Here is a 21,844-nt window from a genome sequence, read left to right as displayed (position 1 = left end):
AGTTCACCGTTCCACATACCGGACGACCACATCGTCCAGCACCGCCATCGGCACGGGCCCGACGCCCAATACCAGGTCGTGGAACGACCGTACGTCGAACGAGGTTCCCAGGGTGCGCTCGGCCAGGCCGCGCAGCCGCTGGAACTCCAGCCGCCCGACCATGTACGACAGCGCCTGGCCGGGCTGCTCGATGTACCGGTCGGTCTCCGACTGGATCTCCACCTCGCTCATCACCGTGTTGCCACGCAGGAAGTCGACCGCCTGGCGCCGGCTCCAGCCGAAGTGGTGCAGCCCGGTGTCGACGACGAGCCGGGCCGCCCGCATCGAGTCGTTGGCCAGCATGCCGAGCCGGGCGACGTCGTCGGAGTACAGCCCCATCTCGTCGGCCAGCCGCTCGCAGTACAGCGCCCAGCCCTCCATGTAGGCGTTGACCCAGGCCACCTTGCGCAGCAACGGCACGCCGGTCAGCTCCTGGGCCAGGCTGATCTGCACGTGGTGGCCGGGCACGGCCTCGTGGAAGGCGTTGGCCTCGGCGATGCACCGGTCCCGCTCGGTGGCCCGGTAGGTGTTCACGTGGTACGTCCCCGGCCGCGAGCCGTCCAGCGGCCCCGGCTGGTAGGACGCGGCCGACTGGGTCGGGGCGACCAGCTCGGGGGTCGGCGCGAGCCGGCACCGGTGCCGGGGCAGCCGGCCGAACCACGCCGGCGCGGCCGCCTCCGCGCGGTCCATCGCGGCCCGGTTGACCGCAAGCACCTGCTCGGCACCGCCGAAGCGCAGCGCGGGATCCGTGCGCATCCGGTCCTGCACCTCGGCGAAGCTCCGCGCGCCGAGGGCCTTCGCGCCGATGATCAGGTACTCCCCGGACAGCCGCTCGAGCAGGTCGAGCCCGGTGCGGTGCAGGTCCTCTTGGCTGTCGGAGGTGGTGGTGTGCATCCCGACCAGCGCGGCGTAGGTGGCGTCGCCGTCGGGCAGCCAGCACAGCCCGGGACGGTCCGGCGGCCGGCCGTGCGGCGCGAGCTCGGTCCGCAGCATCTCCCGGTACCGCACGACGGCCGGCCGGACCCGCTCGTCGAGCACGCGATCCCGCTTGGCGGCCGCCCGCCGCCCGGACAGCGGGGCCCGGCGCAGCGGATCCCCGACCGGGTCGGCCAGGTAGCCGTCGAGGCGGCGGATCGCGGCGGCGACCAGGTGGGCGACCGGCAGCCGCCCGGCGGCCAGGCCGCCCCGGTGCCGCTCGGCGGCCACCGCGAGGAACTCGGGCACGGCGCCGAGCCGGGCAAGGTAGTGCGCCGGGTCGGCGGGCACCGCGTGCGGCAGCCGGGACAGCAGCACCGCCGCGGGCGAGACCACGTGGTCGGCCACGGTGTGCTCGACCAGCCGGGCGTCCACCCTGGTCGCCAGCGACTCGGCCTGCTGCACCACGACCCCGCGAGTGACCCGGTCCTGCGGATCCAGCTTCGCCGCGGCCTGCGCGATGTCCCGGGCGCGGTCCCGCAGCCGCAGCCCTTCCGCCTCGTCCAGGTCGGGCAGCCGGTGCTCGAAGCCCGGGTAGCCGTCCAGCAGCTCGTTGAGCGGATCCTCCTCGGCGAGCAGGTCGACCAGCCGGTCGGCCAGCTCCACGATGGCGCTCAGGGGTTCGTCTCCTCCGCCGGCTGCGGCTCGGCGGTGGGCTGGGCGATCCGGTCGGCGGCCCACTCGGTGATCCGCCTTGACACGTCCTGTGCGGTCAGCCCGAGCCGGACGAACACCTCCGAGCGGGTGCCCTGCGCGTGGAACTCGTTGGGAATGCCCAGATCCCGCAGCGGAACGTCCACTTCGGAGTCACGAAGCGCCGCGGCAAGGGCCCAGCCGAACCCGCCGTGCCGGCCGCTGTCCTCGACGGTGACCACCAGCCGGTGCTCGGCGGCAAGGCCGACCAGCTCGGCGGGCACCGGGAGGACCCACCGCGGGTCCACCACGGTGACCCCGATCCCCTGGTCGGCCAGCCGGGTGGCGGCCGCCAGCCCCAGCTCGGCGAACGCGCCGACGGCGACCAGCAGCACGTCGCGGCTCTCGCCGGGCCCCGGCCGGCGCAGCACGTCCACCGGGCCGAGCCGGTCGACCGCGGGCACGTCCGCGCCCACCGCCGCCTTGGGGAAGCGCAGCACGGTGGGACGGTCGTCGACCGCGACCGCCTCGCGCAGCTCCTCGGCCAGCGTGCCGGCGTCGCGCGGGGCGGCGACCCGGACACCCGGGACGACGCCGAGGATGGACAGGTCCCACATGCCGTGGTGGCTGGCCCCGTCCGGCCCGGTGATGCCGGCCCGGTCCAGCACGAAGGTGACCGGCAGGCGGTGCAGCGCCACGTCCATCAGCACCTGGTCGAACGCCCGGTTGAGGAACGTCGAGTAGATCGCCACTACCGGGTGCAGCCCGGCCATGGCCATGCCCGCCGCCGAGGTCACCGCGTGCTGCTCGGCGATGCCCACGTCGAAGCAGCGGTCGGGGTGGGCCTCGGCGAACGGGGCCAGCCCGGTGGAGCGCAGCATCGCCGCGGTGATCGCGACGACGTCGCGGCGCTGCGCCCCGATCGCGGTCAGCTCGCTGGCGAAAACGCTGGTCCAGGACGGCCCCTTGGCCCTCGTCGGCTTGCCGGTGAGCGGGTCGATCGGGTCGGTCTGGTGCATCTGGTCGACCACGTCGTTCTCCGCCAAGGGAAAGCCGCATCCCTTGCGGGTCACCGCGTGCACCACGACCGGCCCGCCGAACTCCTTGGCTCGGCGCAGCGCGGACTCCAGCGCGGCGACGTCGTGCCCGTCCACCGGGCCCAGGTACTTCAGGCCGAGGTCCTCGAACATCATCTGCGGGCTGAGCGCGTCCTTGATCGCCTTCTTGACCGCGTGCAGCGCGGTGTAGGTCGGCTTGCCGACCACGGGCGTGCTCTGCAGCATCCGCTTGCCGCCGGCCAGCGCCCGCTCGTAGCCCGGCCGGGTGCGCAGCGTGGCCAGGTGGTCGGCGAGGCCGCCGATGGTCGGCGAGTACGACCGGCCGTTGTCGTTGACCACGATCACCATCGGGCGGTCCTTTCCGGCGGCGATGTTGTTCAGCGCCTCCCAGCACATGCCGCCGGTCAGCGCGCCGTCGCCGACGACGGCCACCACGTGCCGGCGCTCGCCGGTGAGCTGGAACGCCTTGGCCAGGCCGTCGGCGTAGGACAGCGCGGTCGACGCGTGGCTGTTCTCCACCAGGTCGTGCTCGCTCTCGGCGCGGCTCGGGTAGCCGGAGATGCCGTCCTGCTGGCGCAGCAGGTCGAACTCGTCGCGCCGCCCGGTGACGATCTTGTGGACGTAGCTCTGGTGCCCCACGTCGAACACCAGCGCGTCCCGTGGCGAGCTGAACACCCGGTGGATCGCCAGCGTGAGCTCGACCACCCCCAGGTTGGGACCGAGGTGGCCGCCGGTCCTTGTCACCTTCTCGACCAGGAACTGCCGGATCTCGGCGGCGAGCCGGTCCAGGTCCTCAGTGGTCAATCTCTTCAGGTCGGCCGGTCCGCGTACGGACTCGAGGACGGTCACGACAGTCCCACCCCGCTCCTGGCACAACGCCGTCAAATTGGCTGGTTTCCTTCGGCCCTGCCGGGTTCCCCGCCCTAGCCGGCTCGACCAGTCTACGAGCGACCCACGCCGGCGCCGCGCACCCGGTAAGGTCACGGCCACGAGTCAGGGAAACGGGAGTGTCGACGTGAGCGAGCCGCTGCCCGCGATGGCGCAGGCGGAGCAGGACCGGCTGACCCGGCAGGTCGGCCGCGCGCTGCTGGCCGTCGCGCCGCCGGGCTGGACCCAGGTCCGCGCCGAGTACCGGTCGGCCGGCCGGCACATCGAGGTGGACGTGTTCGTGGCCGCCGCGGACGGCCCGCTGCGCCCGATCCAGCCGCCCCGCGAGGTCGTCGAGGGCCTCGGCCGCCTGCGCCAGGGCATGTACCGGCCCGGCCGCGGCACCTGGCTGTCTGCCCTCTACCTGCTGGAGCCCCCGAGCAGCTTCAGCGTCGAGTTCGAGCCCGACGTCGAGCCCCGCTGGCGCCGCCTGCCCCCCACCATCGGCTTCCAGGACGAGCTCCGCTTCTTCCCCCGCGCCGACCAGCACATCCCCGACTGGCTCCGCCAGCGCGCCGGCCTACCTCCGGCCATGCCACCGAGCCCCCCATCGCCGCCGTCGCCCGGAATGCCTCCGCAGCACGCCATGCCCCAGCCCCCGGCACCCCAGCCGCCAGCCCGCTAACGCGGGGCGCGACGAATCAGCTCGGCCGGATCCAGCTCGACCGTGAACGGTTGCCGAATCGCCATCCGGGTTCCCCCGACGGCGGCGACCTCCTGGACATAGCGCCCACGCCGCAGCACCGACACGATCAGGCGCGGGTTACCCTCGATCTCCAGCCGCCAGTACACCGGGATCTTCGCCTCGGCGTACAGCTGCGGCTTGATGATCCGGTCCTGCGGATGGGAACTCGGCGAGACGATCTCCACCACCAACCGTATGGTGTGCGGCGGACAGCGCGTTGGCGCGGTGTCCGCGAACGCGGCGTCAACGATCACGATGTCCGGTTGGCACAGGCGGCCGCCGGGAATCTCCACGTTGACCGCTTCCACGACCTCCATGTCGGCCGGGACCACGGCGCGCAGCGCCACGGCCAGATTCAACGATGCGCGCTGGTGCAGGAAGCCGGGTGCCGGGCTCACGGTGAGCACTCCGGGCGACAGCAGTTCGTACCGGTTGTGGTTTCCGTAGTCGGGCAGCGCCTCGACGTCCTCGATGGTCCATGGCCCGGAATGTGCCCATCCGTCGGATTTCTCGGTGAGCGCGAAACCCACGACTGTCTCCCTAGCTCACGCCGGTTGTTGCGGTCAGTGTCCCACACAGGATCAGACCCCCCGCGTATTCGCACAGCTGTTCCATGCGGGCGACAGTGGCAGAGGGCACTGACAGTCCTGGAACGGATGCGGTCAGTGCGAGGCGAGCAGAGCGACGCATTCGATGTGGTGAGTCATCGGGAAAGCATCGAATGCGCGCAGATGGGTGAGTTGATAGCCCGATTCGGCGAACGTGGTGACATCGCGGGCCAACGCAGCGGGGTCGCAGGCGACGTAGACGACCCGGGCGGGTGAACTCTTGGCGATGGCCTCGACGACCTCCCGGCCGGCGCCCTTGCGCGGCGGGTCGAGCACGACGACGTCGGGCGCCGGGAGGTCGGCGGCGGCCAGGACGTGCTCGACCCGGCCCCGGAACACGCGGACCTGGGGCAGGTCGGCGAGGTTGTCGGCGGCGTCCTGCGCCGCGGACCGGACCGACTCCACGGCCAGGACTGTCCCTTGTGGACCGACCTGGTCGGAGAGGACGGCCGCGAACAGGCCGACGCCGGCGTAGAGGTCCCAGGCGCACCCGCCCGGAGCGGCGGCGGCCCACTGGCCGACGACCTCGGCGAGCACGTCGGCGGCGTCCGGGTGCACCTGCCAGAACCCGTGCGCGGACAGCCGCCACTCGCGCCGGGCCGCGCGCTCCACGGCGACGCCGGTGCCCGCGACCCGGTGCGCCTTGCGGCCGCGTACCTCGCTGATGTGCGTATGTGCCAAGGCATCCAGCGTCACCTCGAGCTCGGCGCCCGGCGTCCACCGGCGACCGGCCACCGCGTCGACCGTGCCGGGCGCCGCGATCGGGCAGTCCGGCACCGGCACCACCCGGTGGCTGCGGTGCGCGTGGAATCCCGCCCGGCCCTCGGGGTCGACGGCCAGCCGCGCCCGGGTCCGCCAGCCGAGCAGGCCGCCGGGCAGCTCCTCCACCTCGACCGGAATGTCCACACCGGCCAGCCGGCGAAGCTGCTCGGCGACCACGAAACCCTTGAGCGCGCGCTGCTCCGCGCCGGAGGCGTGCTGCCAGTCGCAGCCACCGCAGCCGCCCGGCACGGCAAGCGGGCAGGGCGGATCGACCCTGGCGGCGTGCGCGGCGAGCACCTCGACCGCGTCGCCCCGGCAGAACGAGCCGCCCCGGTCCTCGGTCACCGCGACGACGACCCGCTCGCCGGGCAAAGCGTGCCGGACGAACACCACCCGGCCCTCGGCCCGCGCCACGCAGTGCCCGCCGTGCGCGACCGGCCCGACCTCGACCTCGAACCGCCGGCCCGTCCAGTCGGTCATCGGCGCAGGTGCCGCAGCACGTCGGCGACGTCGAGAGCGGAGTCCTTGTCCGCCACCCACGCCATCACCTCGCAAGCTCGGTGATGGCAGCCCCGTCGCCTCGTACCTCGGCGACGGGGCAGTGTTGAATGATTCGCTCCGCAAGCTCCGCTCACCGGGTCGAACACCGCGGCGGCCCCGGTCGCCAGCTCGCCCGGCAGTCCCGCCGCGGCGAACGTCTCGGCCGCCTCGTGCATCTCCGGCGCCCACCGCCAGGCCCGCGCGGCGACGCCGGGCAGCCGGCCAGGATCCGCCAACGCGCTGCGGCCCAACGCATCCGCCTCGGCCAGCAGCGCCGCGCCCACCCCGTACTCCGCGGCCAGCGCGTGGCTCACCGCCGCCAGCGCCGCGCTTGCCTTGTTGAACGAACCGAACGCCATCTTCAGCGCGCTGGCGTCCCCGATCCGCGGCCCCAGGCACACGGCCCGCGCCCGGCCGCCGGCGAACAGCTCGGCCACCTCGTCGGCGGCCGAGCCGCACAGGTACACCCGGCACGCCCGGTCCGGCCCCGGCGGCGGCCCGATGATCGCGCCGTCCACCACCGTGATCCCCCGCTCCGCCAACCGGTCCCGGATCGTGATCATCCGATGTGGACTGATCGCGTTGGCCTCAACGTACACCCCGGTGAACCCGGCGCCGGCGACCCGACCGGCCACCTCCTCGGCGGCCGCGGGCGGGCAGATCGACAGCACGACGGAGCTTTCCGACAGCAGCGCGCCGAGCTCGTCGACCCCGCGCAGTCCGGCCGCTTCGGCCCGGCGGGCCGACCGGTCGCTGCGACCCGCCCGCCACCACAGCACCTCGTGGCCGGCGCCGGTGAGCTGCGCCCCGATCGCCGCCCCCATCTGTCCGGGGTGCAGCAGCCCGATCACCGCTTCTCCCCGTTGTCCTTTGTGAACAGACCGCGGCGGATCGCGCCCGGCGCGAGCTGCTCGCGCTCGTGCACCCGCTCCGACGACGCCAGCTGCCACGGCACGCTGGTCACCATCACGCCCGGCTGGAACAGCAGCCTTCCCTTGAGCCGCAAGGCACTCTGGTTGTGCAGCAGCTGCTCCCACCACCGGCCGACCACGTACTCCGGGATGAACACCGTGACCACGTCGCGCGGGTTGTCGGTGCGCACCCGCTTGACGTAGTCGAGCACCGGCTTGGTGATCTCGCGGTACGGCGACTCGACCACCTTGAGCGGCACGGAGAAGCCCTCCTTGTCCCAGTCGACGACCAGCCGCTTGGTGTCCTTGTCGTCGACGTTGACCGTCACCGCCTCCAGCACGTCCGGCCGGGTCGCCTTGGCATAGGCCAGGGCGCGCCTCGTCGGCTGGTGCAGCTTGGAGACCAGCACGATGGCGTGGTTGCGGGACGGCAGCGTCAACGGCCCGTCCTGCTCGGCCCGGCGCAGCTCGTCGCCGACCCGGTCGTAGTGCCGCCGGATCGCGGTCATGACGGCGTAGATGACCGCCATGGCGGCCAGCGAGATCCAGGCGCCCTCGGTGAACTTCGTGATCAGGATGACCGCGAGCACCACCGCGGTCATGGAGAAGCCGAACGCGTTGATCGCCTGGGACCGCCGCATGCGCCGGCGCGCGCCCGGATCGGTCTCGGTGCGCAGCAACCGGTTCCAGTGCCGGATCATGCCGCTCTGGCTGATCACGAACGACATGAACACGCCGACGATGTACAGCTGGATCAGCCGGGTGACCTCGGCGTCGAACGCCACCACGAGCACGATGGCGAACCCGGCAAGGCCCACGATCCCGTTGGAGAACGCCAGCCGGTCACCACGGGTGTGCAGCTGCCGCGGCATGTACCGCTCCTGGGCCAGAATCGAGCCGAGCACCGGGAACCCGTTGAACGCGGTGTTGGCCGCCAGCACCAGGATCAGCCCGGTGAAGAACAGCACGTACCAGATGGCCGGCGTGAACCCGGCGAACACGGCGTTGGCCAGCTGCGCGATCAGCGTCGGCTGGTCGTAGCCGGCGGGCGCGCCGATCAGCTGGGTCGCCGGGTCCTCGGCGACCTTCACGCCGGTGAGCCGGGCCAGCACGATCAGCCCAAGGAACATGGTGATCGCCAGCACGCCCATCATCAGCAGCGTGGTCGCCGCGTTGCGCCCCTTGGGTTTGCGGAAGGCCGGCACGCCGTTGGCGATCGCCTCGACCCCGGTGAGCGCGGCGCTGCCGGAGGAGAACGCCCGCAGCACCAGGAAGGCGAAGCCGAACCCGACCAGGTGCCCGCTCTCCTCGACGAGCTGGAAGTCCGCGCTCTCCGCGCGCACGTCGTCACCGAGCAGGAACTCCCGGTAGAACCCGACGAGGATCATCACCAGGATGCCGACCACGAAGGCGTAGGTGGGAATCGCGAACGCGGTCCCCGACTCCCGGACGCCGCGCAGGTTCATGGCGGTCAGCACCAGGATCGCGCCGACCGCGAACTCCACTTTGTTGTTGCCCACGAACGCGATCGCCGAGCCGATGTTGGCCGCCGCCGAGGCGATCGACACCGCGACCGTCAGCACGTAGTCGACCAGCAGCGCGCTGGCCACCACCAGCCCCCATCGCGGACCGTGGTTGACGGTGGCGACCTCGTAGTCCCCGCCGCCCGACTGGTACGCCCGGACGTTCTGCCGGTACGAGGCCACCACCGCGACCATGACCAGGGCGATGAACAGCGCGATCCACGGGCTGAACACGTAGGCGGAGGCGCCCGCGACCGACAGGACCAGCAGGATCTCCTCCGGTGCATACGCCACGCTCGACATCGGGTCGGAGGCGAACACGGGCAGGGCGATCCGTTTGGGCAGCAGCGTGTGCGACAGGCGGTCACTGCGGAACGGCCGTCCCACCAGGAGTCGCTTCGCCACGGTTGCGAGCTTGGGCACGGGAGCACAGCGTAGGCGGTCGGTTCACCTCATCGGAGTAGCCACCGGTAGGTTCTTCCCGGCGAGGGTTAGCGTGGATTCCAGTCCCACTGGCGAGGAGGCCGTTCGTGCACGTGGTGATCATGGGCTGCGGTCGCGTCGGCAGCTCGGTGGCCGCCGCGCTCGAACGCCTCGACCACACCGTGTCGGTCATCGACAAGGATCCGCAGGCCTTTCGCCGGCTCGGCAGCGACTTCCACGGCCAGCAGGTGGTCGGCATCGGGTTCGACCGGCAGGTGCTCATCGAGGCCGGCATCGAGCGGGCCGGCGCGTTCTGCGCGGTGTCCAGCGGCGACAACTCCAACATCATCTCGGCCCGGGTGGCCCGCGAGACGTTCGGCGTCGAGCACGTGGTGGCCCGGATCTACGACGCCAAGCGGGCCGAGGTGTACGAGCGGCTGGGCATCCCCACGATCGCCACCGTGCCGTGGACCACCGACCGGCTCATGCGCACGCTGCTGCCCGACGGCGTGGCCTCGGCGTGGCGCGACCCCACCGGCAAGGTGGCCGTGCTCCAGCTGCCGGTGCACGAGTCCTGGGTCGGGCACACCGTGCGCGACCTGCAGGAGGCCACCGGCGCCCGGGTCGCGTTCATCATGCGGTTCGGCACCGGCGTGCTGCCCGACTCCAAGACCGTCATCCAGGCCGACGACCAGGTCTACGTCGCCGCCCTGTCCGGGACGGTCAGCGACGTCACGGCGGCCTCGGCCCAACCCCCCGAGGAGGCGCCCTGATGCGCGTCGCGATCGCCGGAGCGGGCGCCGTCGGCCGGTCCATCGCCGCGGAGCTGATCGCCGCCGACCACCAGGTCATGCTCATCGAGCGCGAGGCGCGCCAGTTCGAGCCGCACAGCGTCGAGCAGGCCGAATGGGTGCTCGCCGACGCCTGCGAGCTGTCCTCGCTCGAGGAGGCCGGCCTGCAGACCTGCGACGTGGTCATCGCCGCCAGCGGCGACGACAAGGTCAACCTCGTCGTCTCCCTGCTGGCCAAGACCGTCTTCGCGGTCCGCCGCGTGGTGGCCCGGGTCAACGACCCGGCCAACGAGTGGCTGTTCAACGAGGGCTGGGGCGTCGACGTCGCCGTCTCCACCCCGCGCATGCTCGCCGCCATGGTCGAGGAGGCGGTCAGCGTCGGCGACCTGGTCCAGCTCCTCACCCTCCGCCAGGGCCAGGCCAACCTCGTCGAGATGACCCTCCCCGAGGACACCCCCCTCGCCGGCCGGGCCGTCCGCGAGGTCCACCTCCCCCGCGACGCCGCTCTGGTCACCATCCTCCGCGGCGGCCGCGTCATCGTCCCCCAACCCGACGACCCCCTCGAAGCCGGCGACGAGCTCCTCTTCGTCGCCTCCGCCGACGTCGAAGACGAGATCCGCACCGCCCTCGGCTACTGACCCCGCGCGGTGCTGAGCGTGCGCACCAACTTGTCCGCGCCCGACTTCGTGAGGAACAGGTAGGCGTCCCGGCCGATCCGCAGCTCGACGTCCCCATCCCGGGACACCAGGCAATCCATGTCGGTGCTCCCCTGGATATCGATCATGGCGGATACTCGCGCAGATCCTTCGTTGATATCCATTGCGACCTTCCTCGTGCTACTGGCATAGTACGGGATATATATCTGAGATCAGAACCATACTTCTGTCGAATATGAGCTGTCCGGATGCCAGTAGAAGGGCAGAATGCAGCCATGGCTACGTCCGCCGTGGTGGCGGCCTGGGAGCTCGGCCTCCGGTTGCGCGAGCGGCGTGACCAACTCGATCTATCCGTCGCGGCGGCGGCCAAAGCCGTGAAAATGCAACAGTCGAACCTGTCCGCAGTCGAGTCGGGTAAGAAAAAGATCACAGCCTCCAACCTGTCGAAGCTTGCCAAGCTCTATGAGTTCGAGCCTGGCGAGACCGAGGAGCTGGAGGCTTTGCGCGTCGGCGCCGACCAGCGGGATTGGTACCACGAGTACACCTGGCTGTTGGACGAGGACTTCATCCGCTACCTGGGTCTCGAAACCGGCGCCAAGCACCTGCGGACGTACCAGAACTCGATCGTGCCAGGACCGCTGCAGACGACCGATTACACGTTGGCACTCATCAGAGGCGCACCCTACGTGCGATTGACCGAGCTCGAGCCGCGTCTGAAGGTGCGGCAAACGCGCCAACGCCGGCTGGTCGGTGACGAGCCGCTGCACGTTTTCGCGCTGCTGTCCGAGGCGGTGCTCCGCCAGGAGATCGGGGGACGCCAGGTGTTGCTCGGCCAGCTCGAGCAGCTGGTCCGGCTCGCGACAGATCGCGACAACATCGAGATCAGGGTGATCCCATTCGGCGCGGGAGCACACGCCGCGCTGGGCAGCCCCTTCCAGACCCTGTCGTTCGCGTCGCCACGTCTTCCGGACGTGTTGTGGCTGGAGGCGCTGACCGCCTATTCGATCATAGAACACCCAGTTCAGGTGCATGAGTTCGTCGTCGCGTTCGCGGAAGCAAATGCGAATGCGCTCGACACCGAGTCCTCTGTAGACTTCATTCGGCAGATCATCGAGGAGCTCACTTGACTCAGCGGCCCGCACTCGCACTCTGGCGCAAGAGCAGCCAGAGTGACAACGCGGCAGCATGCGTCGAGGTCATGGCGCTTGATCACGAGATGGCTGTCCGAGACTCCAAGCACCCGGACGGCCCGGTGTTGCTGTTCGCTACAGGGTCGTTCCGTTCGTTCCTCCAGGCCACCAGGGGCCGTTAGCTCTCCGTGGCGGGCTCGCCGTACTTGGCGCGGAGGCGGGCCTCGATCTGCCGCTCCTCGTCCTCGGCGGCCTGCTCGAGGTCGCGGACGCGGTGGCCGGCGCGGCGGACGGCCCAGATGGTGACGAGGAGGGCCACGGCGGTGAGGGGGTAGCCCATGGCGATGCGGGCGAAGGCGAGCCAGCCGGTCTGATCTTCGTCGTAGAGCCAGCGCTGGACGATGAAGCGGGCGGCGAAGACGGCGGCCCAGGCCAGGGTGGCGAGGTCGTAGGCGATCATGGCCTTGCGGTCGGCGCGCCAGCGTTGGCCGTGCCCGTTGAGCAGGCCCCAGATGACGCCGACGAGCGGCCAGCGGACCAGGACGGACAGGGTGAACACGCTGCCGTAGACCAGGCTGGCCCAGATGCCGAACAGGAAGAAGCCCTTGGCCGAGCCGGTGCGGTAGGCGATGAACGCGGCGATGGCCACGCCGAAGAAGCCGGAGATCGCCGGTTGCAGGGGCTGCTTGCGGACGATCCGGATCACGGTGATCAGCAGGGCACTGCCGACCGCGCTCCAGATGGCCGGCTGCAGGGAGAAGATCGAGTTGACGAGAACGAAAACGAGGACCGGCACCGACGAGTAGATCAGCCCGCTGATCCCGCCCATCTCCTGCAGCAGGGTCTGCGACCTGGGTGTTTCGGTTTCGGGTTCCTCCGCCTTGCCGGCCTGAGGCGGTTGGGTCATGTGCTCATCTGCAGTTCGTAGTAGGGGTTGTACAACACCTTGTGGCCGTCCCGCACCGCGATCCGGCCGTGTGCCTTGACCGTGCGGCCCGGTTCGATGCCCGGGATCCGCCGGCGGCCGAGCCAGACTAGTGTCACGCCCCCGGTGCCGTCGAACAACTCCGCCTCGAACGTGGCGACGGCGTTGCGTGGACACAGCTCGACCGTGCGTAACCGGCCGAGCACCGTCACCTCCTCGCCGGACTTGCAGTCACAGGCCCGTTGCGCCCCCTGGGCCTCGGCCTTCTCGGACAGGTCGTCGGCATCGAGCTCCGCCACGTCCGTCGTGAGCTTCTTGACCAGACGGCGCCAATATCCGTCCCCCTTGGTGCCCATGGTTCCCCACTCTCGTACCGGGGCCGGCCCCGACTCCGGCCCGTGCACAATCAGCGTAACCGCGTGAGGCACCGACGAGTGAAGGATCGGAATGCGAGTGTGACCCACAGTGTCGCCGCCAGCACCAAGCCCGCCGAGCTGGCCGTCTTGTTGCCCGGAACGGGTTCCGACGAGGTGTTTGTCCGTTCCGTGTTCGAGGTGCCGCTCGCCGCGGTCGGCGTCCGCGCGCTGACCCCTGGCCCGCGACCGGGCCCCCGGCTCGGCGAGTCCTACCTCGACGTGCTGGACGAGGCCGCCGCGGACGCTCCGGTGCTCGCCGGGGGGATCTCGTTCGGCGCCCACCTGGCCGCCGAGTGGGCGCTGCGCAACCCCGACCGGTGCGCCGGGCTGCTGCTGGCCCTGCCGGCGTGGAACGGCGACCCCGGCGACTCGCCGGCCGCGCTGGCCGCCCGGCTGGGCGCCGACGCGGTCCGCGCCGGCGGTGTCGAGACGGCGCTGGCCGCGCTCACCGGCTCGGTCGATCCGTGGCTGGCCGCCGAGCTCGGCCGGGCCTGGCGCGGCTACGGCTCCGGCCTTGCCGACTCGCTGCTGGTCGCCGCCGGCCGGCGTGCGCCCACAGTGGCTGAGCTGAGCGAGATCAGGGTTCCGGTCGGGGTGGCCGGCTGCGTCGACGATCTGGTGCACCCGCTGGCCGTGGCGAAGCTCTGGGCCGGCGCGTTCGCGCACGCCCACCTGTGCACGACCCGGCTGGACATCGTCGGCGCCGACCCCGAGGCGCTCGGCCGGGCCGCCGTCCTGGCCTGGCTGCGCGCCGGCGGCCGCCCGGTGATCTGAGCGCTATCCCCGCTCCGCCAGCGCAAGCGCCCCACCCAACCCGATCATGGTCAGCCCGCTGGCCACGCGTTGCCGGGTGCGCCAGCGGGGGCTGCCCATCAGCCGCTGCCCGAGGGCGCCGGCGAACACCGCCACGGTCAGGTCGACCACCACCGTCATCGCCACCGCGATCGCGCCCAGCAGCGCGAACACCAGCGGCGCCGGGGCCGCGTCGGGATGCACGAAGTGCGGCAGGAAGGCCAGGAAGAACAGCGCCGTCTTGGGGTTGAGCAGCTCGCTGACCATGCCCTGCACCACCGGCGAGCCGCCGGGCCGCGGCCGCCGGCCGACCGGCTCGGCCACCGGCAGGTGATCACGGTCGAGCAGGGCGCGCAGCCCGAGGTAGATCAGGTAGCCGGCGCCGAGCAGCTTGACGACGGTGAACGCGGTGGCCGAGGCGGCCAGCACGGCGGACAGCCCGACCGCGGCGGCGGCCACGTGCGCCAGCGCGCCGATGCCGTTGCCCAGCGTGGAGCGGATCCCGTCGGACCGGCCGCCGCGCAGGCTGCGGGCCAGCACGTACAGGATGCCGGGACCGGGGATGATCGCGAACAGCGTGGCGGCCCCGAGGAAGACCAGCCACTCGGCAGACGTGGGCATGCCTGCAGACTAGGACCGCGCCATTCGCTGGGACGCAACGGCAGCAGTCAATCCCGGAGAGGCGGATCAGCCTGTGCCTGGGCGATGTGCTCGGCGATGGCCTCGGGCAGGTCGATCGGCAGCGGGGTGCGCACCGGCATCGGCAGGGCACCGCGCACCACGACCGTGCCGCGCAGCAGGTCGCGCAGGGCGGTGGCGCTGGGCCGGGCGCGGTCCGGCGGCCCGGCGACCACGCCCCGCAGCATCCACCGCGGCCCGTCGACGCCGACGAACCGCAGCGCCACCTGACCGAGCGTGACGGCCAGCTCCTGGCCCCAGTCGCCGACCTCGCTGCGCACGGTGGCGCCGTCGCCGCGCAGCTGCTCGGCCAGCTCGCCGCAGACCTCCTCCCACAGGCCGCCGGATTTCGGTGCGGCGTAAGCGTTGACGGTGAACTGGCCGTGCTGGGTGAGCACGTGGACCGCCTTCACCGGGCCGGCCGGGTCCATCTCGACCTGCAGCTGCGCGCCGTCGGGCACCGGCAGCCGCAGCGACCCCAGGTCGAGCCGGGCCACGCCGTCGTCCGGCGCGTCGGCCTCGTCGTACGGCCCGAGCTCGTCGAGCAGCGAGCCCTCGACGTGCCCGTCCTGGAAATCGTCCTCGGCGAGCTCCGGCTCCTCGGCGCCCCGACGTCCCCGCCGCCCGAACAGCCCCACTTAGTTGTCCTCCGTCCCATGCCCGGTCCCGGACCGGGCCGAACCGGCAAGCACCGAGTGCCCGCCCGTCGAGCCGTAGCCTCCGGTGCTGCGCTCCGAGTCGGTCAACTCGGCCACCTCCCGGAATACCGCATGCTCGACCCGCTGAACCACCAGCTGCGCGACGCGGTCGCCGCGGCGCAGCTCGACCGGCTCGCGCACGTCGTGGTTGATCAGGCAGATCCTGATCTCCCCCCGGTAGCCCGAGTCGATCGTGCCCGGCGTGTTCACCACGCTCAGCCCGACCCGCGCGGCCAGCCCGGACCGGGGATGCACGAACCCGGCGTAGCCCTCGGGGATGGCAAGCGCGATGCCGGTGCCGATCACCGCCCGCTCCCCCGGTGCGATCACCACGTCGGTCGTCGTCACCAGGTCCGCGCCGGCATCGCCCGGTCTGGCGTAGGACGGAAGCGGGACGTCGGGATCGAGTCGGGTCAGCAGGATCTCCACGCTGGGCACGAGCGGCGAGACTACCCTGGGCGCGTGAGCGAGCTTGCGAGCGAGCCGTCAGACACGGGAGCACCGGCGGACGCGACCGGGCGCGGCGGCGCGTACTCCGAGCGGCTCCACGTCACCTGGTACTGGTGGCCGCTGCCGCTGTTGGCCGCGCTCATCCTGGCGGCCGAGGTGCACATGGGCTATGGCGGCCTGCGCTCCTGGCTGCCCTACGTGGTGCTGCTCCCGCTGACCGCGCTGCTGATCTTCCGGATGGGTCGTACCCGGATCGAGGTGCGGGACGGTGAGCTGCGCGTGGGCGAGGCGCACGTGCCGCTGCGATTCGTCGGCGCGGTGGACGTCGTCGACGCCAGGCACAAGCGCGCGGTCCTCGGCCCCCAGCTCGACCCGGCGGCCTTCGTCGTGCACCGAGGTTGGGTCGGGCCGGTGCTGCGCGTGCAGCTCACCGACCCTGCCGACCCCACCCCCTACTGGTTGTTCAGCACCCGGCGACCCGAACAGCTGGCCGAGATCCTCCGCACGGCGACGTAGCCCCTGCCTGCCTCCTCAGGCGCAGTCGCGGCAGACGAGTTGACCGTTGCGCTCCTCCGCCAGCCGGCTGCGGTGATGGACGAGGAAGCACACCGAGCAGGTGAACTCGTCGGCCTGCTTCGGCACCACCCGCACGGTGAGGTCCTCGCCCGACAGCCCGGACAGATCGGCGCCCGGCAACTCGAAGTTCTCGGCAGTATCCGACTCGTCGACGTCCACGACGCCGGACTGCGTCTCGTTGCGGCGGGCCTTCAACTCCTCGAGGGAGTCTTCCGCCAGGTCGTCGGCCTCGCTCCTGCGCGGAGCGTCGTAGTCGGTTGCCATCTTTGGTTTCACCCCTGCATCAAGCTCACTCTGTGCTTCAGATATGTCCCGTGCCGCTGGTCAACGTTCCAGAGCCCCGGTTTGTGCCCGCCAGTTCGGATGACGGAGGTCTTGCACGTCGCACGGCGTTTTGCGGGTGTGCGGAATCGATTCGGCTGGGACTTTCGGCGACGCGAGCGCGCAGAGGGTAGCCCATCCGGGGCGCGGACGGGCAGCGCCTCACCCATCCGGGCGTGTTGTGATCGAGTCACGGCTCGGCGACACCTCGGGAGGCGCCGAGATCCACTCTTGCCGACCCGCCGGTAACGTGGTGCGATTCCACCGGGTGTCACCGTTCGCTTTCGCTCCGTTGCGGCCGGCGACCGCGACACCGCCGGTGGACCAACGGCGCCGAACGAAGGTGAAACGCCTAGGCTGACCAGCAACGAAGTAACGGGTGGGGCCTGGGGTAGCGGCGCGAGGGAGGGAGGCACTCGTGGCGGGCGGAAGAGTGCGGTATCGCAAGCGTCGCCCCCTGCCCGCCCTGCTGATGATCCTCGCCCTCGGCGTGGTCGCCACCGTGGTGTGGCTGCGCGTGCTCGGCTCCGACGCCGACCCGGCCAGCGCCACCTCCTGCAACCCGCCGGCCACCCCGGCCACGCCGCCGGTGGCCGTCGAGGGCCAACCGCCGCCCACCACGCTCGGGCAGTCCCTCGCCCACGACGCGCTCGACCGCACCAGCCCGATCCCGGCCGCGCAGGTGCTGATCCGGGTGGTCAACGCGAGCACCCAGCGGGGGCAGGCCGCGGAGGTCACCGAGTCGCTGCGCCAGCTCGGCTTCGGCCAGGTCGCCGACCCGGCCAACGACCCCCTGTACCCGGCGTTCGACCTGGGCTGCCGCGCGCAGATCAGGTTCGGGCAGCAGGGCATCTCGGGCGCCCGCACGCTCAGCCTGATCGAGCCGTGCGCCGAGCTGGTCCGCGACGACCGCCAGGACGCCACCGTGGACCTGGCCATCGGCCGGCTGTTCGACGACCTCAAGCCGCGTTCGGAGGCGCGCCGCCTGCTCGAGCAGCTCACCACCTGGGCGGCCGAGCATCCCGAGGCCCAGGGCGGCCTGCAGGGCGACCCGAACCTGACGCCCGACCTCGACGCCGGCCTGCTGGCCGCGGCCCGTCAGGTCAGCTGCTAGCCGGGCTCGAGTCAGATCGAGGCCAGGCCGCAATCCAGTAGAGCCGAGCTCAGCGCATCGGCCACCCCGGGCGCGGCGGCCATGAGCAGGTCCTCGCCGAACCCGTCGCCGGTGGTGCCGGGAATCCGCACCAGGGCGCCGGCCTCCTCGGCGATCAACGTGCCGGCCGCCCAGTCCCAGCGGGACAGCCCGTGCTCGAAGTACCCGTCCAGCCACCCGGCCGCGACCGCGCACAGATCCAGCGACGCCGCCCCGCCCCGGCGGATGTCGCGCACCCGGCCGAGCAGCTCGGCGACCCCGACGGCCTGCCGGCGCCGGCGCTCGGCCCGGTAGGCGAACCCGGTGCCCACCAGCGCAAGGTCCAGCCGGTCGGTGCCGGACGCGCGCAGCGGTTTCCCGTCCAGCTCGGCGCCCTCGCCGCGCACCGCGGTCCACCGCCGGCCGCTGACCGGCTCCACGATCACCCCGGCCACCGACACCCCGTCCACCTGCGCGGCAAGCGAGACCGCGTACCACGGGTACCCGTAGAGGTAGTTGACCGTGCCGTCGATCGGGTCCACCACCCAGCACACCCCCGCCCGGCCGGTCGCCCCGGTCCCGCCCTCCTCCTCGCCCAGCACCGGCTCGCCGGGCCGCAGCTCGGCGAGCCGTTCCCGGACCAGCCGCTCGCTGGCCCGGTCCCCGGCAGTCACCACGTCGGTCTCGCTCGACTTGGTGCCGACGTCGTGGATGGCCGACGAACGGGCGGCCTCGGCGAGCTCGGCGGCCTGCACGGCCACTTGAATTGCGACATCCAGAAGTTCCCGCTGGGCAGCACGCACGGGACTATCGGAACACACGGGATAACCTCCCGGGGCACGGGCCAACTGAATCGAGTAGGTACATCGAGCGAAGGGACCACGGGATGGGCGGCACCCGCGGGTTCGGAGTAGACATCGGGGGATCGGGGATCAAGGGCTGCGTGGTGGATCTCGAGGTGGGCCGGCTGGATGGGGAGCGCGTGCGCATCGACACCCCGAGCCCGTCCAAGCCCGAGCTGGTCGCCGACGTGGTCGCGGAGATCGTCGAGGGGTTCGGCTGGACCGGCCCGGTCGGCGTGACCCTACCGGCGGTGGTCAAGCGCGGAACGGCTCTGACCGCGGCCAACATCGACAAGTCCTGGATCGGTACGGACGCGGTCAAGGTGTTCACCAAGCGGCTCGGCCGCAAGCCAGGCGACGTCGTCGTGCTCAACGACGCCGACGCCGCCGGCATGGCCGAGATCCGCTACGGCTGGCCGGGCGACCGGGACGGCGTCGTGGTCCTGCTGACCTTCGGCACCGGCATCGGCAGCGCGCTGTTCCTGGACGGCAAGCTGGTGCCCAACACCGAGTTCGGTCACCTCGAGGTGGACGGGCACGACGCGGAGACCAGGGCGGCCGCCTCGGTCAAGGAGGAGAACGGCCTGTCATGGGAGGAGTGGGCGCACCGCGTGTCGCGCTACATCCGCAGCCTCGAGGACCTGATCTGGCCGGACCTGATCATCGCCGGCGGCGGGGTGAGCAAGAAGGCCGACAAATGGCTGCCGTTGCTGGATGTCCGCACCAAGGTGGTGGCCGCCGAGCTACGCAACGACGCGGGAATCGTAGGCGCCGCGGTGGCCGCCGCGCTGAACGTCGAGCCATGATCCGGCGCTACCGGAGCACCCTGCCGGCTCGACGTCGTTACAATGGAACGGTGCCCGCGGCGCGGGACAACGAAAGTCTTCCCTGAACTTCCGGTACGTCAGGCATTCCAGCAGGGCCTGACGCCGCCGTGACGGATAGCTGCGAAAGGGCGTAAGTGGCAGCCGCACGAACAGCAACCCGAGCCTCCACCGCTTCGGCGCGCACCGCCAACGGGACCACGAGCGCATCGGCCGACGAGGTTTCGGCAGAGGCCGAGAACGATCAGCCTGCCGCCACGAAGACGGCAACCAGGCAGCGGAAGGCGGCGGCGGCCAAGCCCGCACGCGCGCCGCGCAAGTCCACCAAGACCGCCAAGACGGCCGCCAAGCCCGGCGCCAAGAAGGCGGGGGCCACCGAGGCCGAGGGCCCGGACGCCGCAGGCGAGCCGGACGTCGCGGTCGACGTCGAGGAGCCGGACCTCGAGTCCCCCGATCTGGAGGACCTCGAGGACGTCGAGAGCGAGATCGCCGCCGCGGCCGTCGTCGACGAGATCGACGAGCAGGAGGTCAGCGAGCGCGAGGCCAAGGACAGCGACTTCGTCTGGGACGAGGAGGAGTCCGAGGCCCTGCGCCAGGCGCGCAAGGACGCCGAGCTGACCGCGTCCGCCGACTCCGTCCGCGCCTACCTCAAGCAGATCGGCAAGGTGGCGCTGCTCAACGCCGAGGAGGAGGTCGAGCTCGCCAAGCGGATCGAGGCCGGCCTGTACGCCGCGGAGCGGGTGCGCGCCGCCGAGGAGAGCACCGAGAAGCTCACCCCTCAGCTCCGCCGCGACCTGCGGTGGATCGTGCGCGACGGGGAGCGGGCCAAGAACCACCTGCTCGAGGCGAACCTGCGCCTCGTGGTGTCGCTGGCCAAGCGCTACACCGGCCGCGGCATGGCCTTCCTCGACCTGATCCAGGAGGGCAACCTCGGCCTGATCCGGGCCGTGGAGAAGTTCGACTACACCAAGGGCTACAAGTTCTCCACCTACGCCACGTGGTGGATCCGCCAGGCGATCACCAGGGCCATGGCCGACCAGGCCCGCACCATCCGCATCCCGGTGCACATGGTCGAGGTGATCAACAAGCTCGGCCGGATCCAGCGCGAGCTGCTCCAGGACCTCGGCCGCGAGCCCACCCCGGAGGAGCTGGCCAAGGAGATGGACATCTCCCCGGAGAAGGTCCTCGAGATCCAGCAGTACGCCCGCGAACCCATCTCCCTCGACCAGACCATCGGCGACGAGGGCGACAGCCAGCTCGGCGACTTCATCGAGGACTCCGAGGCCGTCGTGGCCGTGGACGCGGTGTCGTTCACGCTGCTGCAGGACCAGCTCCAGTCGGTGCTCGCCACGCTTTCCGAGCGCGAGGCGGGTGTGGTGCGGCTGCGGTTCGGGCTCACGGATGGGCAGCCTCGGACGCTGGACGAGATCGGTCAGGTGTACGGCGTGACCCGGGAGCGGATCCGGCAGATCGAGTCGAAGACGATGTCCAAGCTCCGGCATCCGTCGCGGTCGCAGGTGCTCCGGGACTACCTGGAGTGAGTGAATGTCCGGGCTGCGCCTCTGAACTGCGGTTTTGCGGTTCAGCGAGGGTCAGGGTAGACAGCCACAGCGGTGCCAGTCAAGATATCGGCCATGTCTCCCGACGAGTATCGTGCGCTGCTGGAGTCCTGGCAGCTCAGCTTGCGCGCCGAGCGTAAGAGCCCGCAGACGCTCAAGGCCTACACCACCGGGGCGCGGCAGTTCCTGTCCTGGTGCACCGCGCAGGACCTCGATCCGAACCTGGCCAAGGACACGGTGACCGCGTTCGTCGCGCACCTGGCCGACGTTGGCCGGGAGGCGGCCACCGTGCGATCCCGCCAGCTGTCGGTGCGGCGGTTCTCGGCGTGGCTGGCCGAGGAGGGCGAGATCGACCGCGACGAGCTGGTCGGGCTCAAGCCGCCCAAGCTCGACATCAAGGTGATCAAGCCGCTCACCGACGAGGAGCTCACCGCGCTGCTCGACGCGTGCAAGGGCAAGGAGTTTCGGGATCGCCGGGACGAGGCGCTGGTGCGGTTCATGGTCGAGTGCTTCGTGCGCGCCAGTGAAGCCGTGGACATGACCATCGGTCAGACCTCGGTGTCGCGCGGGCACGCGTACATCGTGCGCGGCAAGGGCGGCAAGGGGCGCAGCGTGTTCTTCGGGGCGCAGACCGGCCGGGCGATGGATCGCTACCTGCGGGCGCGCCGCACCCATCGGCTGGCCGGCACCGACCGGTTCTGGCTCGGCGACCGCGGCAAGGGGTTCACCTACTGGGCGTTGTATTACACGCTGCAGTACCGCGCGGAGCTGGCCGGCATCGCCGAGTTCAACCCGCACCGGCTGCGCAACACCGGAGCGACGCGATGGTTGGCCAAGGGCGGATCCGAGGGCGGCCTCATGGCGCTGGCCGGGTGGGCGACGCGGGACATGATCGACCGGTACACCGCGGCCACCGCCTCGGAGCGCGCTGCCGAGGAGGCGCGCTCGCTTGGCCTGGGCGACCTGTAGC

Annotated in this window: 25 protein-coding genes; 11 read left to right on the top strand and 14 right to left on the bottom strand. The window is 71.4% G+C overall.

What is annotated here, in order from left to right; all coding sequences use genetic code 11:
- Nucleotides 1-3: 3 nt before the first annotated feature.
- Together VGX25_RS06990 and dxs are read right to left on the bottom strand one after the other, a co-directional pair.
- Nucleotides 4-1,620, bottom strand: coding sequence for a DUF885 domain-containing protein (locus VGX25_RS06990; protein WP_326916788.1), 1,617 nt, complete (start codon nucleotides 1,618-1,620; stop codon nucleotides 4-6).
- Nucleotides 1,621-1,628: 8 nt separating this feature from the next.
- The gene (gene dxs / locus VGX25_RS06985; RefSeq protein ID WP_326916787.1) at nucleotides 1,629-3,554 is read right to left on the bottom strand and encodes a 1-deoxy-D-xylulose-5-phosphate synthase; all 1,926 of its coding nucleotides are present in this window, start codon (nucleotides 3,552-3,554) and stop codon (nucleotides 1,629-1,631) included.
- A 166-nt stretch (nucleotides 3,555-3,720) separates the two neighbouring features.
- Between dxs and VGX25_RS06980 the strand changes: the two genes are divergently transcribed.
- Complete coding sequence (locus VGX25_RS06980) at nucleotides 3,721-4,257, top strand: hypothetical protein (RefSeq protein ID WP_326916786.1); 537 nt, start codon at nucleotides 3,721-3,723, stop codon at nucleotides 4,255-4,257.
- Here the strand turns inward: VGX25_RS06980 and VGX25_RS06975 are convergent.
- The 4 genes from VGX25_RS06975 to VGX25_RS06960 form a co-directional block, all read right to left on the bottom strand.
- Entirely contained in the window at nucleotides 4,254-4,847 is a 594-nt protein-coding gene (locus VGX25_RS06975; RefSeq protein ID WP_326916785.1) for a Uma2 family endonuclease, read from the bottom strand. The two genes, VGX25_RS06980 and VGX25_RS06975, sit on opposite strands and share 4 nt — an antisense overlap.
- A 132-nt stretch (nucleotides 4,848-4,979) precedes the next feature.
- Nucleotides 4,980-6,167 (bottom strand): class I SAM-dependent RNA methyltransferase, encoded by a 1,188-nt coding sequence (locus VGX25_RS06970; protein WP_326916784.1) that lies wholly within the window; start codon nucleotides 6,165-6,167, stop codon nucleotides 4,980-4,982.
- Nucleotides 6,164-7,078, bottom strand: coding sequence for an NAD(P)-dependent oxidoreductase (locus VGX25_RS06965; RefSeq protein WP_326916783.1), 915 nt, complete (start codon nucleotides 7,076-7,078; stop codon nucleotides 6,164-6,166). The genes VGX25_RS06970 and VGX25_RS06965 overlap by 4 nt, the downstream gene beginning before the upstream one ends.
- On the bottom strand, nucleotides 7,075-9,084 hold the full coding sequence (locus VGX25_RS06960) for an APC family permease (protein WP_326916782.1): 2,010 nt from the start codon (nucleotides 9,082-9,084) through the stop codon (nucleotides 7,075-7,077). Before VGX25_RS06960 ends, VGX25_RS06965 begins: the two co-directional genes overlap by 4 nt.
- A gap of 107 nt (nucleotides 9,085-9,191) precedes the next feature.
- On the opposite strand from VGX25_RS06960, the gene VGX25_RS06955 reads away from it, so the two are divergent.
- Nucleotides 9,192-9,857, top strand: a complete 666-nt coding sequence (locus VGX25_RS06955) for a TrkA family potassium uptake protein (protein ID WP_326916781.1) — start codon at nucleotides 9,192-9,194, stop codon at nucleotides 9,855-9,857.
- A complete protein-coding gene (locus VGX25_RS06950) occupies nucleotides 9,857-10,513 on the top strand; it encodes a TrkA family potassium uptake protein (protein ID WP_326916780.1) in 657 nt (218 codons plus the stop codon). Before VGX25_RS06955 ends, VGX25_RS06950 begins: the two co-directional genes overlap by 1 nt.
- Here VGX25_RS06950 and VGX25_RS06945 read toward each other — a convergent pair.
- On the bottom strand, nucleotides 10,507-10,659 hold the full coding sequence (locus tag VGX25_RS06945; RefSeq protein WP_326916779.1) for a hypothetical protein: 153 nt from the start codon (nucleotides 10,657-10,659) through the stop codon (nucleotides 10,507-10,509). The genes VGX25_RS06950 and VGX25_RS06945 overlap by 7 nt on opposite strands.
- Nucleotides 10,660-10,806: 147 nt before the next feature.
- Here VGX25_RS06945 and VGX25_RS06940 point away from each other — a divergent pair, with 147 nt between their 5' ends.
- Nucleotides 10,807-11,658 carry a helix-turn-helix transcriptional regulator gene (locus VGX25_RS06940; RefSeq protein ID WP_326916778.1) on the top strand — a complete coding sequence of 284 codons (852 nt, stop codon included), beginning with the start codon at nucleotides 10,807-10,809 and terminating at the stop codon, nucleotides 11,656-11,658.
- Nucleotides 11,655-11,843 carry a DUF397 domain-containing protein gene (locus VGX25_RS06935; RefSeq protein WP_326916777.1) on the top strand — a complete coding sequence of 63 codons (189 nt, stop codon included), beginning with the start codon at nucleotides 11,655-11,657 and terminating at the stop codon, nucleotides 11,841-11,843. Before VGX25_RS06940 ends, VGX25_RS06935 begins: the two co-directional genes overlap by 4 nt.
- Here VGX25_RS06935 and VGX25_RS06930 read toward each other — a convergent pair.
- Entirely contained in the window at nucleotides 11,840-12,568 is a 729-nt protein-coding gene (locus VGX25_RS06930) for a DUF3159 domain-containing protein (RefSeq protein ID WP_326916776.1), read from the bottom strand. The two genes, VGX25_RS06935 and VGX25_RS06930, sit on opposite strands and share 4 nt — an antisense overlap.
- Nucleotides 12,565-12,942 (bottom strand): OB-fold nucleic acid binding domain-containing protein, encoded by a 378-nt coding sequence (locus VGX25_RS06925; protein ID WP_326916775.1) that lies wholly within the window; start codon nucleotides 12,940-12,942, stop codon nucleotides 12,565-12,567. Before VGX25_RS06925 ends, VGX25_RS06930 begins: the two co-directional genes overlap by 4 nt.
- A 99-nt stretch (nucleotides 12,943-13,041) precedes the next feature.
- Here VGX25_RS06925 and VGX25_RS06920 point away from each other — a divergent pair, with 99 nt between their 5' ends.
- Nucleotides 13,042-13,776 (top strand): alpha/beta hydrolase, encoded by a 735-nt coding sequence (locus VGX25_RS06920; RefSeq protein ID WP_326916774.1) that lies wholly within the window; start codon nucleotides 13,042-13,044, stop codon nucleotides 13,774-13,776.
- A 3-nt stretch (nucleotides 13,777-13,779) separates the two neighbouring features.
- Here the strand turns inward: VGX25_RS06920 and VGX25_RS06915 are convergent, their stop codons facing one another.
- From VGX25_RS06915 to dut, 3 genes are read right to left on the bottom strand one after another with little or no spacing between them, the layout of a single operon-like run.
- Nucleotides 13,780-14,415 carry a LysE family translocator gene (locus tag VGX25_RS06915; protein ID WP_326916773.1) on the bottom strand — a complete coding sequence of 212 codons (636 nt, stop codon included), beginning with the start codon at nucleotides 14,413-14,415 and terminating at the stop codon, nucleotides 13,780-13,782.
- 47 nt (nucleotides 14,416-14,462) lie between these two features.
- On the bottom strand, nucleotides 14,463-15,110 hold the full coding sequence (locus VGX25_RS06910; RefSeq protein WP_326916772.1) for a DUF3710 domain-containing protein: 648 nt from the start codon (nucleotides 15,108-15,110) through the stop codon (nucleotides 14,463-14,465).
- Complete coding sequence (gene dut, locus VGX25_RS06905; RefSeq protein WP_326916771.1) at nucleotides 15,111-15,608, bottom strand: dUTP diphosphatase; 498 nt, start codon at nucleotides 15,606-15,608, stop codon at nucleotides 15,111-15,113.
- Nucleotides 15,609-15,632: 24 nt separating this feature from the next.
- On the opposite strand from dut, the gene VGX25_RS06900 reads away from it, so the two are divergent.
- Nucleotides 15,633-16,136, top strand: a complete 504-nt coding sequence (locus tag VGX25_RS06900; RefSeq protein ID WP_326916770.1) for a DUF3093 domain-containing protein — start codon at nucleotides 15,633-15,635, stop codon at nucleotides 16,134-16,136.
- 15 nt (nucleotides 16,137-16,151) lie between these two features.
- Here VGX25_RS06900 and VGX25_RS06895 read toward each other — a convergent pair whose 3' ends face one another.
- Nucleotides 16,152-16,460: a DUF4193 domain-containing protein gene (locus tag VGX25_RS06895; RefSeq protein WP_326916769.1), complete on the bottom strand. Its 309-nt coding sequence runs from the start codon at nucleotides 16,458-16,460 to the stop codon at nucleotides 16,152-16,154.
- A 475-nt stretch (nucleotides 16,461-16,935) separates the two neighbouring features.
- Between VGX25_RS06895 and cei the strand changes: the two genes are divergently transcribed.
- Complete coding sequence (gene cei / locus VGX25_RS06890; protein WP_326916768.1) at nucleotides 16,936-17,631, top strand: envelope integrity protein Cei; 696 nt, start codon at nucleotides 16,936-16,938, stop codon at nucleotides 17,629-17,631.
- Nucleotides 17,632-17,642: 11 nt separating this feature from the next.
- Here cei and VGX25_RS06885 read toward each other — a convergent pair whose 3' ends face one another.
- Complete coding sequence (locus VGX25_RS06885) at nucleotides 17,643-18,452, bottom strand: inositol monophosphatase family protein (RefSeq protein WP_326916767.1); 810 nt, start codon at nucleotides 18,450-18,452, stop codon at nucleotides 17,643-17,645.
- 83 nt (nucleotides 18,453-18,535) lie between these two features.
- On the opposite strand from VGX25_RS06885, the gene ppgK reads away from it, so the two are divergent.
- The 3 genes from ppgK (at nucleotide 18,536) to VGX25_RS06870 (ending at nucleotide 21,843) form a co-directional block, all read left to right on the top strand.
- Complete coding sequence (gene ppgK, locus VGX25_RS06880) at nucleotides 18,536-19,297, top strand: polyphosphate--glucose phosphotransferase (RefSeq protein ID WP_326916766.1); 762 nt, start codon at nucleotides 18,536-18,538, stop codon at nucleotides 19,295-19,297.
- 155 nt (nucleotides 19,298-19,452) lie between these two features.
- Nucleotides 19,453-20,856: an RNA polymerase sigma factor gene (locus tag VGX25_RS06875; RefSeq protein ID WP_326916765.1), complete on the top strand. Its 1,404-nt coding sequence runs from the start codon at nucleotides 19,453-19,455 to the stop codon at nucleotides 20,854-20,856.
- A gap of 93 nt (nucleotides 20,857-20,949) precedes the next feature.
- Entirely contained in the window at nucleotides 20,950-21,843 is an 894-nt protein-coding gene (locus VGX25_RS06870) for a tyrosine-type recombinase/integrase (protein WP_326916764.1), read from the top strand.
- Nucleotide 21,844 lies beyond the last annotated feature (1 nt).

The sequence above is a fragment of the Actinophytocola sp. genome (assembly GCF_035942955.1).
Taxonomy (GTDB): domain Bacteria; phylum Actinomycetota; class Actinomycetes; order Mycobacteriales; family Pseudonocardiaceae; genus DASYTH01.
The sequence above is the reverse complement of the archived record's forward strand: the minus strand, read 5'-3'. Positions and strand labels throughout refer to the sequence as shown.

Coding starts and splice junctions, on each gene's coding strand:
- VGX25_RS06970 (WP_326916784.1), bottom strand. CDS start 6,167: ATGACCGACTGGACGGGCCGGCGGTTCGAGGTCGAGGTCGGGCCGGTC.
- VGX25_RS06950 (WP_326916780.1), top strand. CDS start 9,857: ATGCGCGTCGCGATCGCCGGAGCGGGCGCCGTCGGCCGGTCCATCGCC.
- VGX25_RS06945 (WP_326916779.1), bottom strand. CDS start 10,659: ATGATCGATATCCAGGGGAGCACCGACATGGATTGCCTGGTGTCCCGG.
- VGX25_RS06940 (WP_326916778.1), top strand. CDS start 10,807: ATGGCTACGTCCGCCGTGGTGGCGGCCTGGGAGCTCGGCCTCCGGTTG.
- VGX25_RS06930 (WP_326916776.1), bottom strand. CDS start 12,568: ATGACCCAACCGCCTCAGGCCGGCAAGGCGGAGGAACCCGAAACCGAA.
- VGX25_RS06925 (WP_326916775.1), bottom strand. CDS start 12,942: ATGGGCACCAAGGGGGACGGATATTGGCGCCGTCTGGTCAAGAAGCTC.
- VGX25_RS06915 (WP_326916773.1), bottom strand. CDS start 14,415: ATGCCCACGTCTGCCGAGTGGCTGGTCTTCCTCGGGGCCGCCACGCTG.
- VGX25_RS06895 (WP_326916769.1), bottom strand. CDS start 16,460: ATGGCAACCGACTACGACGCTCCGCGCAGGAGCGAGGCCGACGACCTG.
- ppgK (WP_326916766.1), top strand. CDS start 18,536: ATGGGCGGCACCCGCGGGTTCGGAGTAGACATCGGGGGATCGGGGATC.
- VGX25_RS06870 (WP_326916764.1), top strand. CDS start 20,950: ATGTCTCCCGACGAGTATCGTGCGCTGCTGGAGTCCTGGCAGCTCAGC.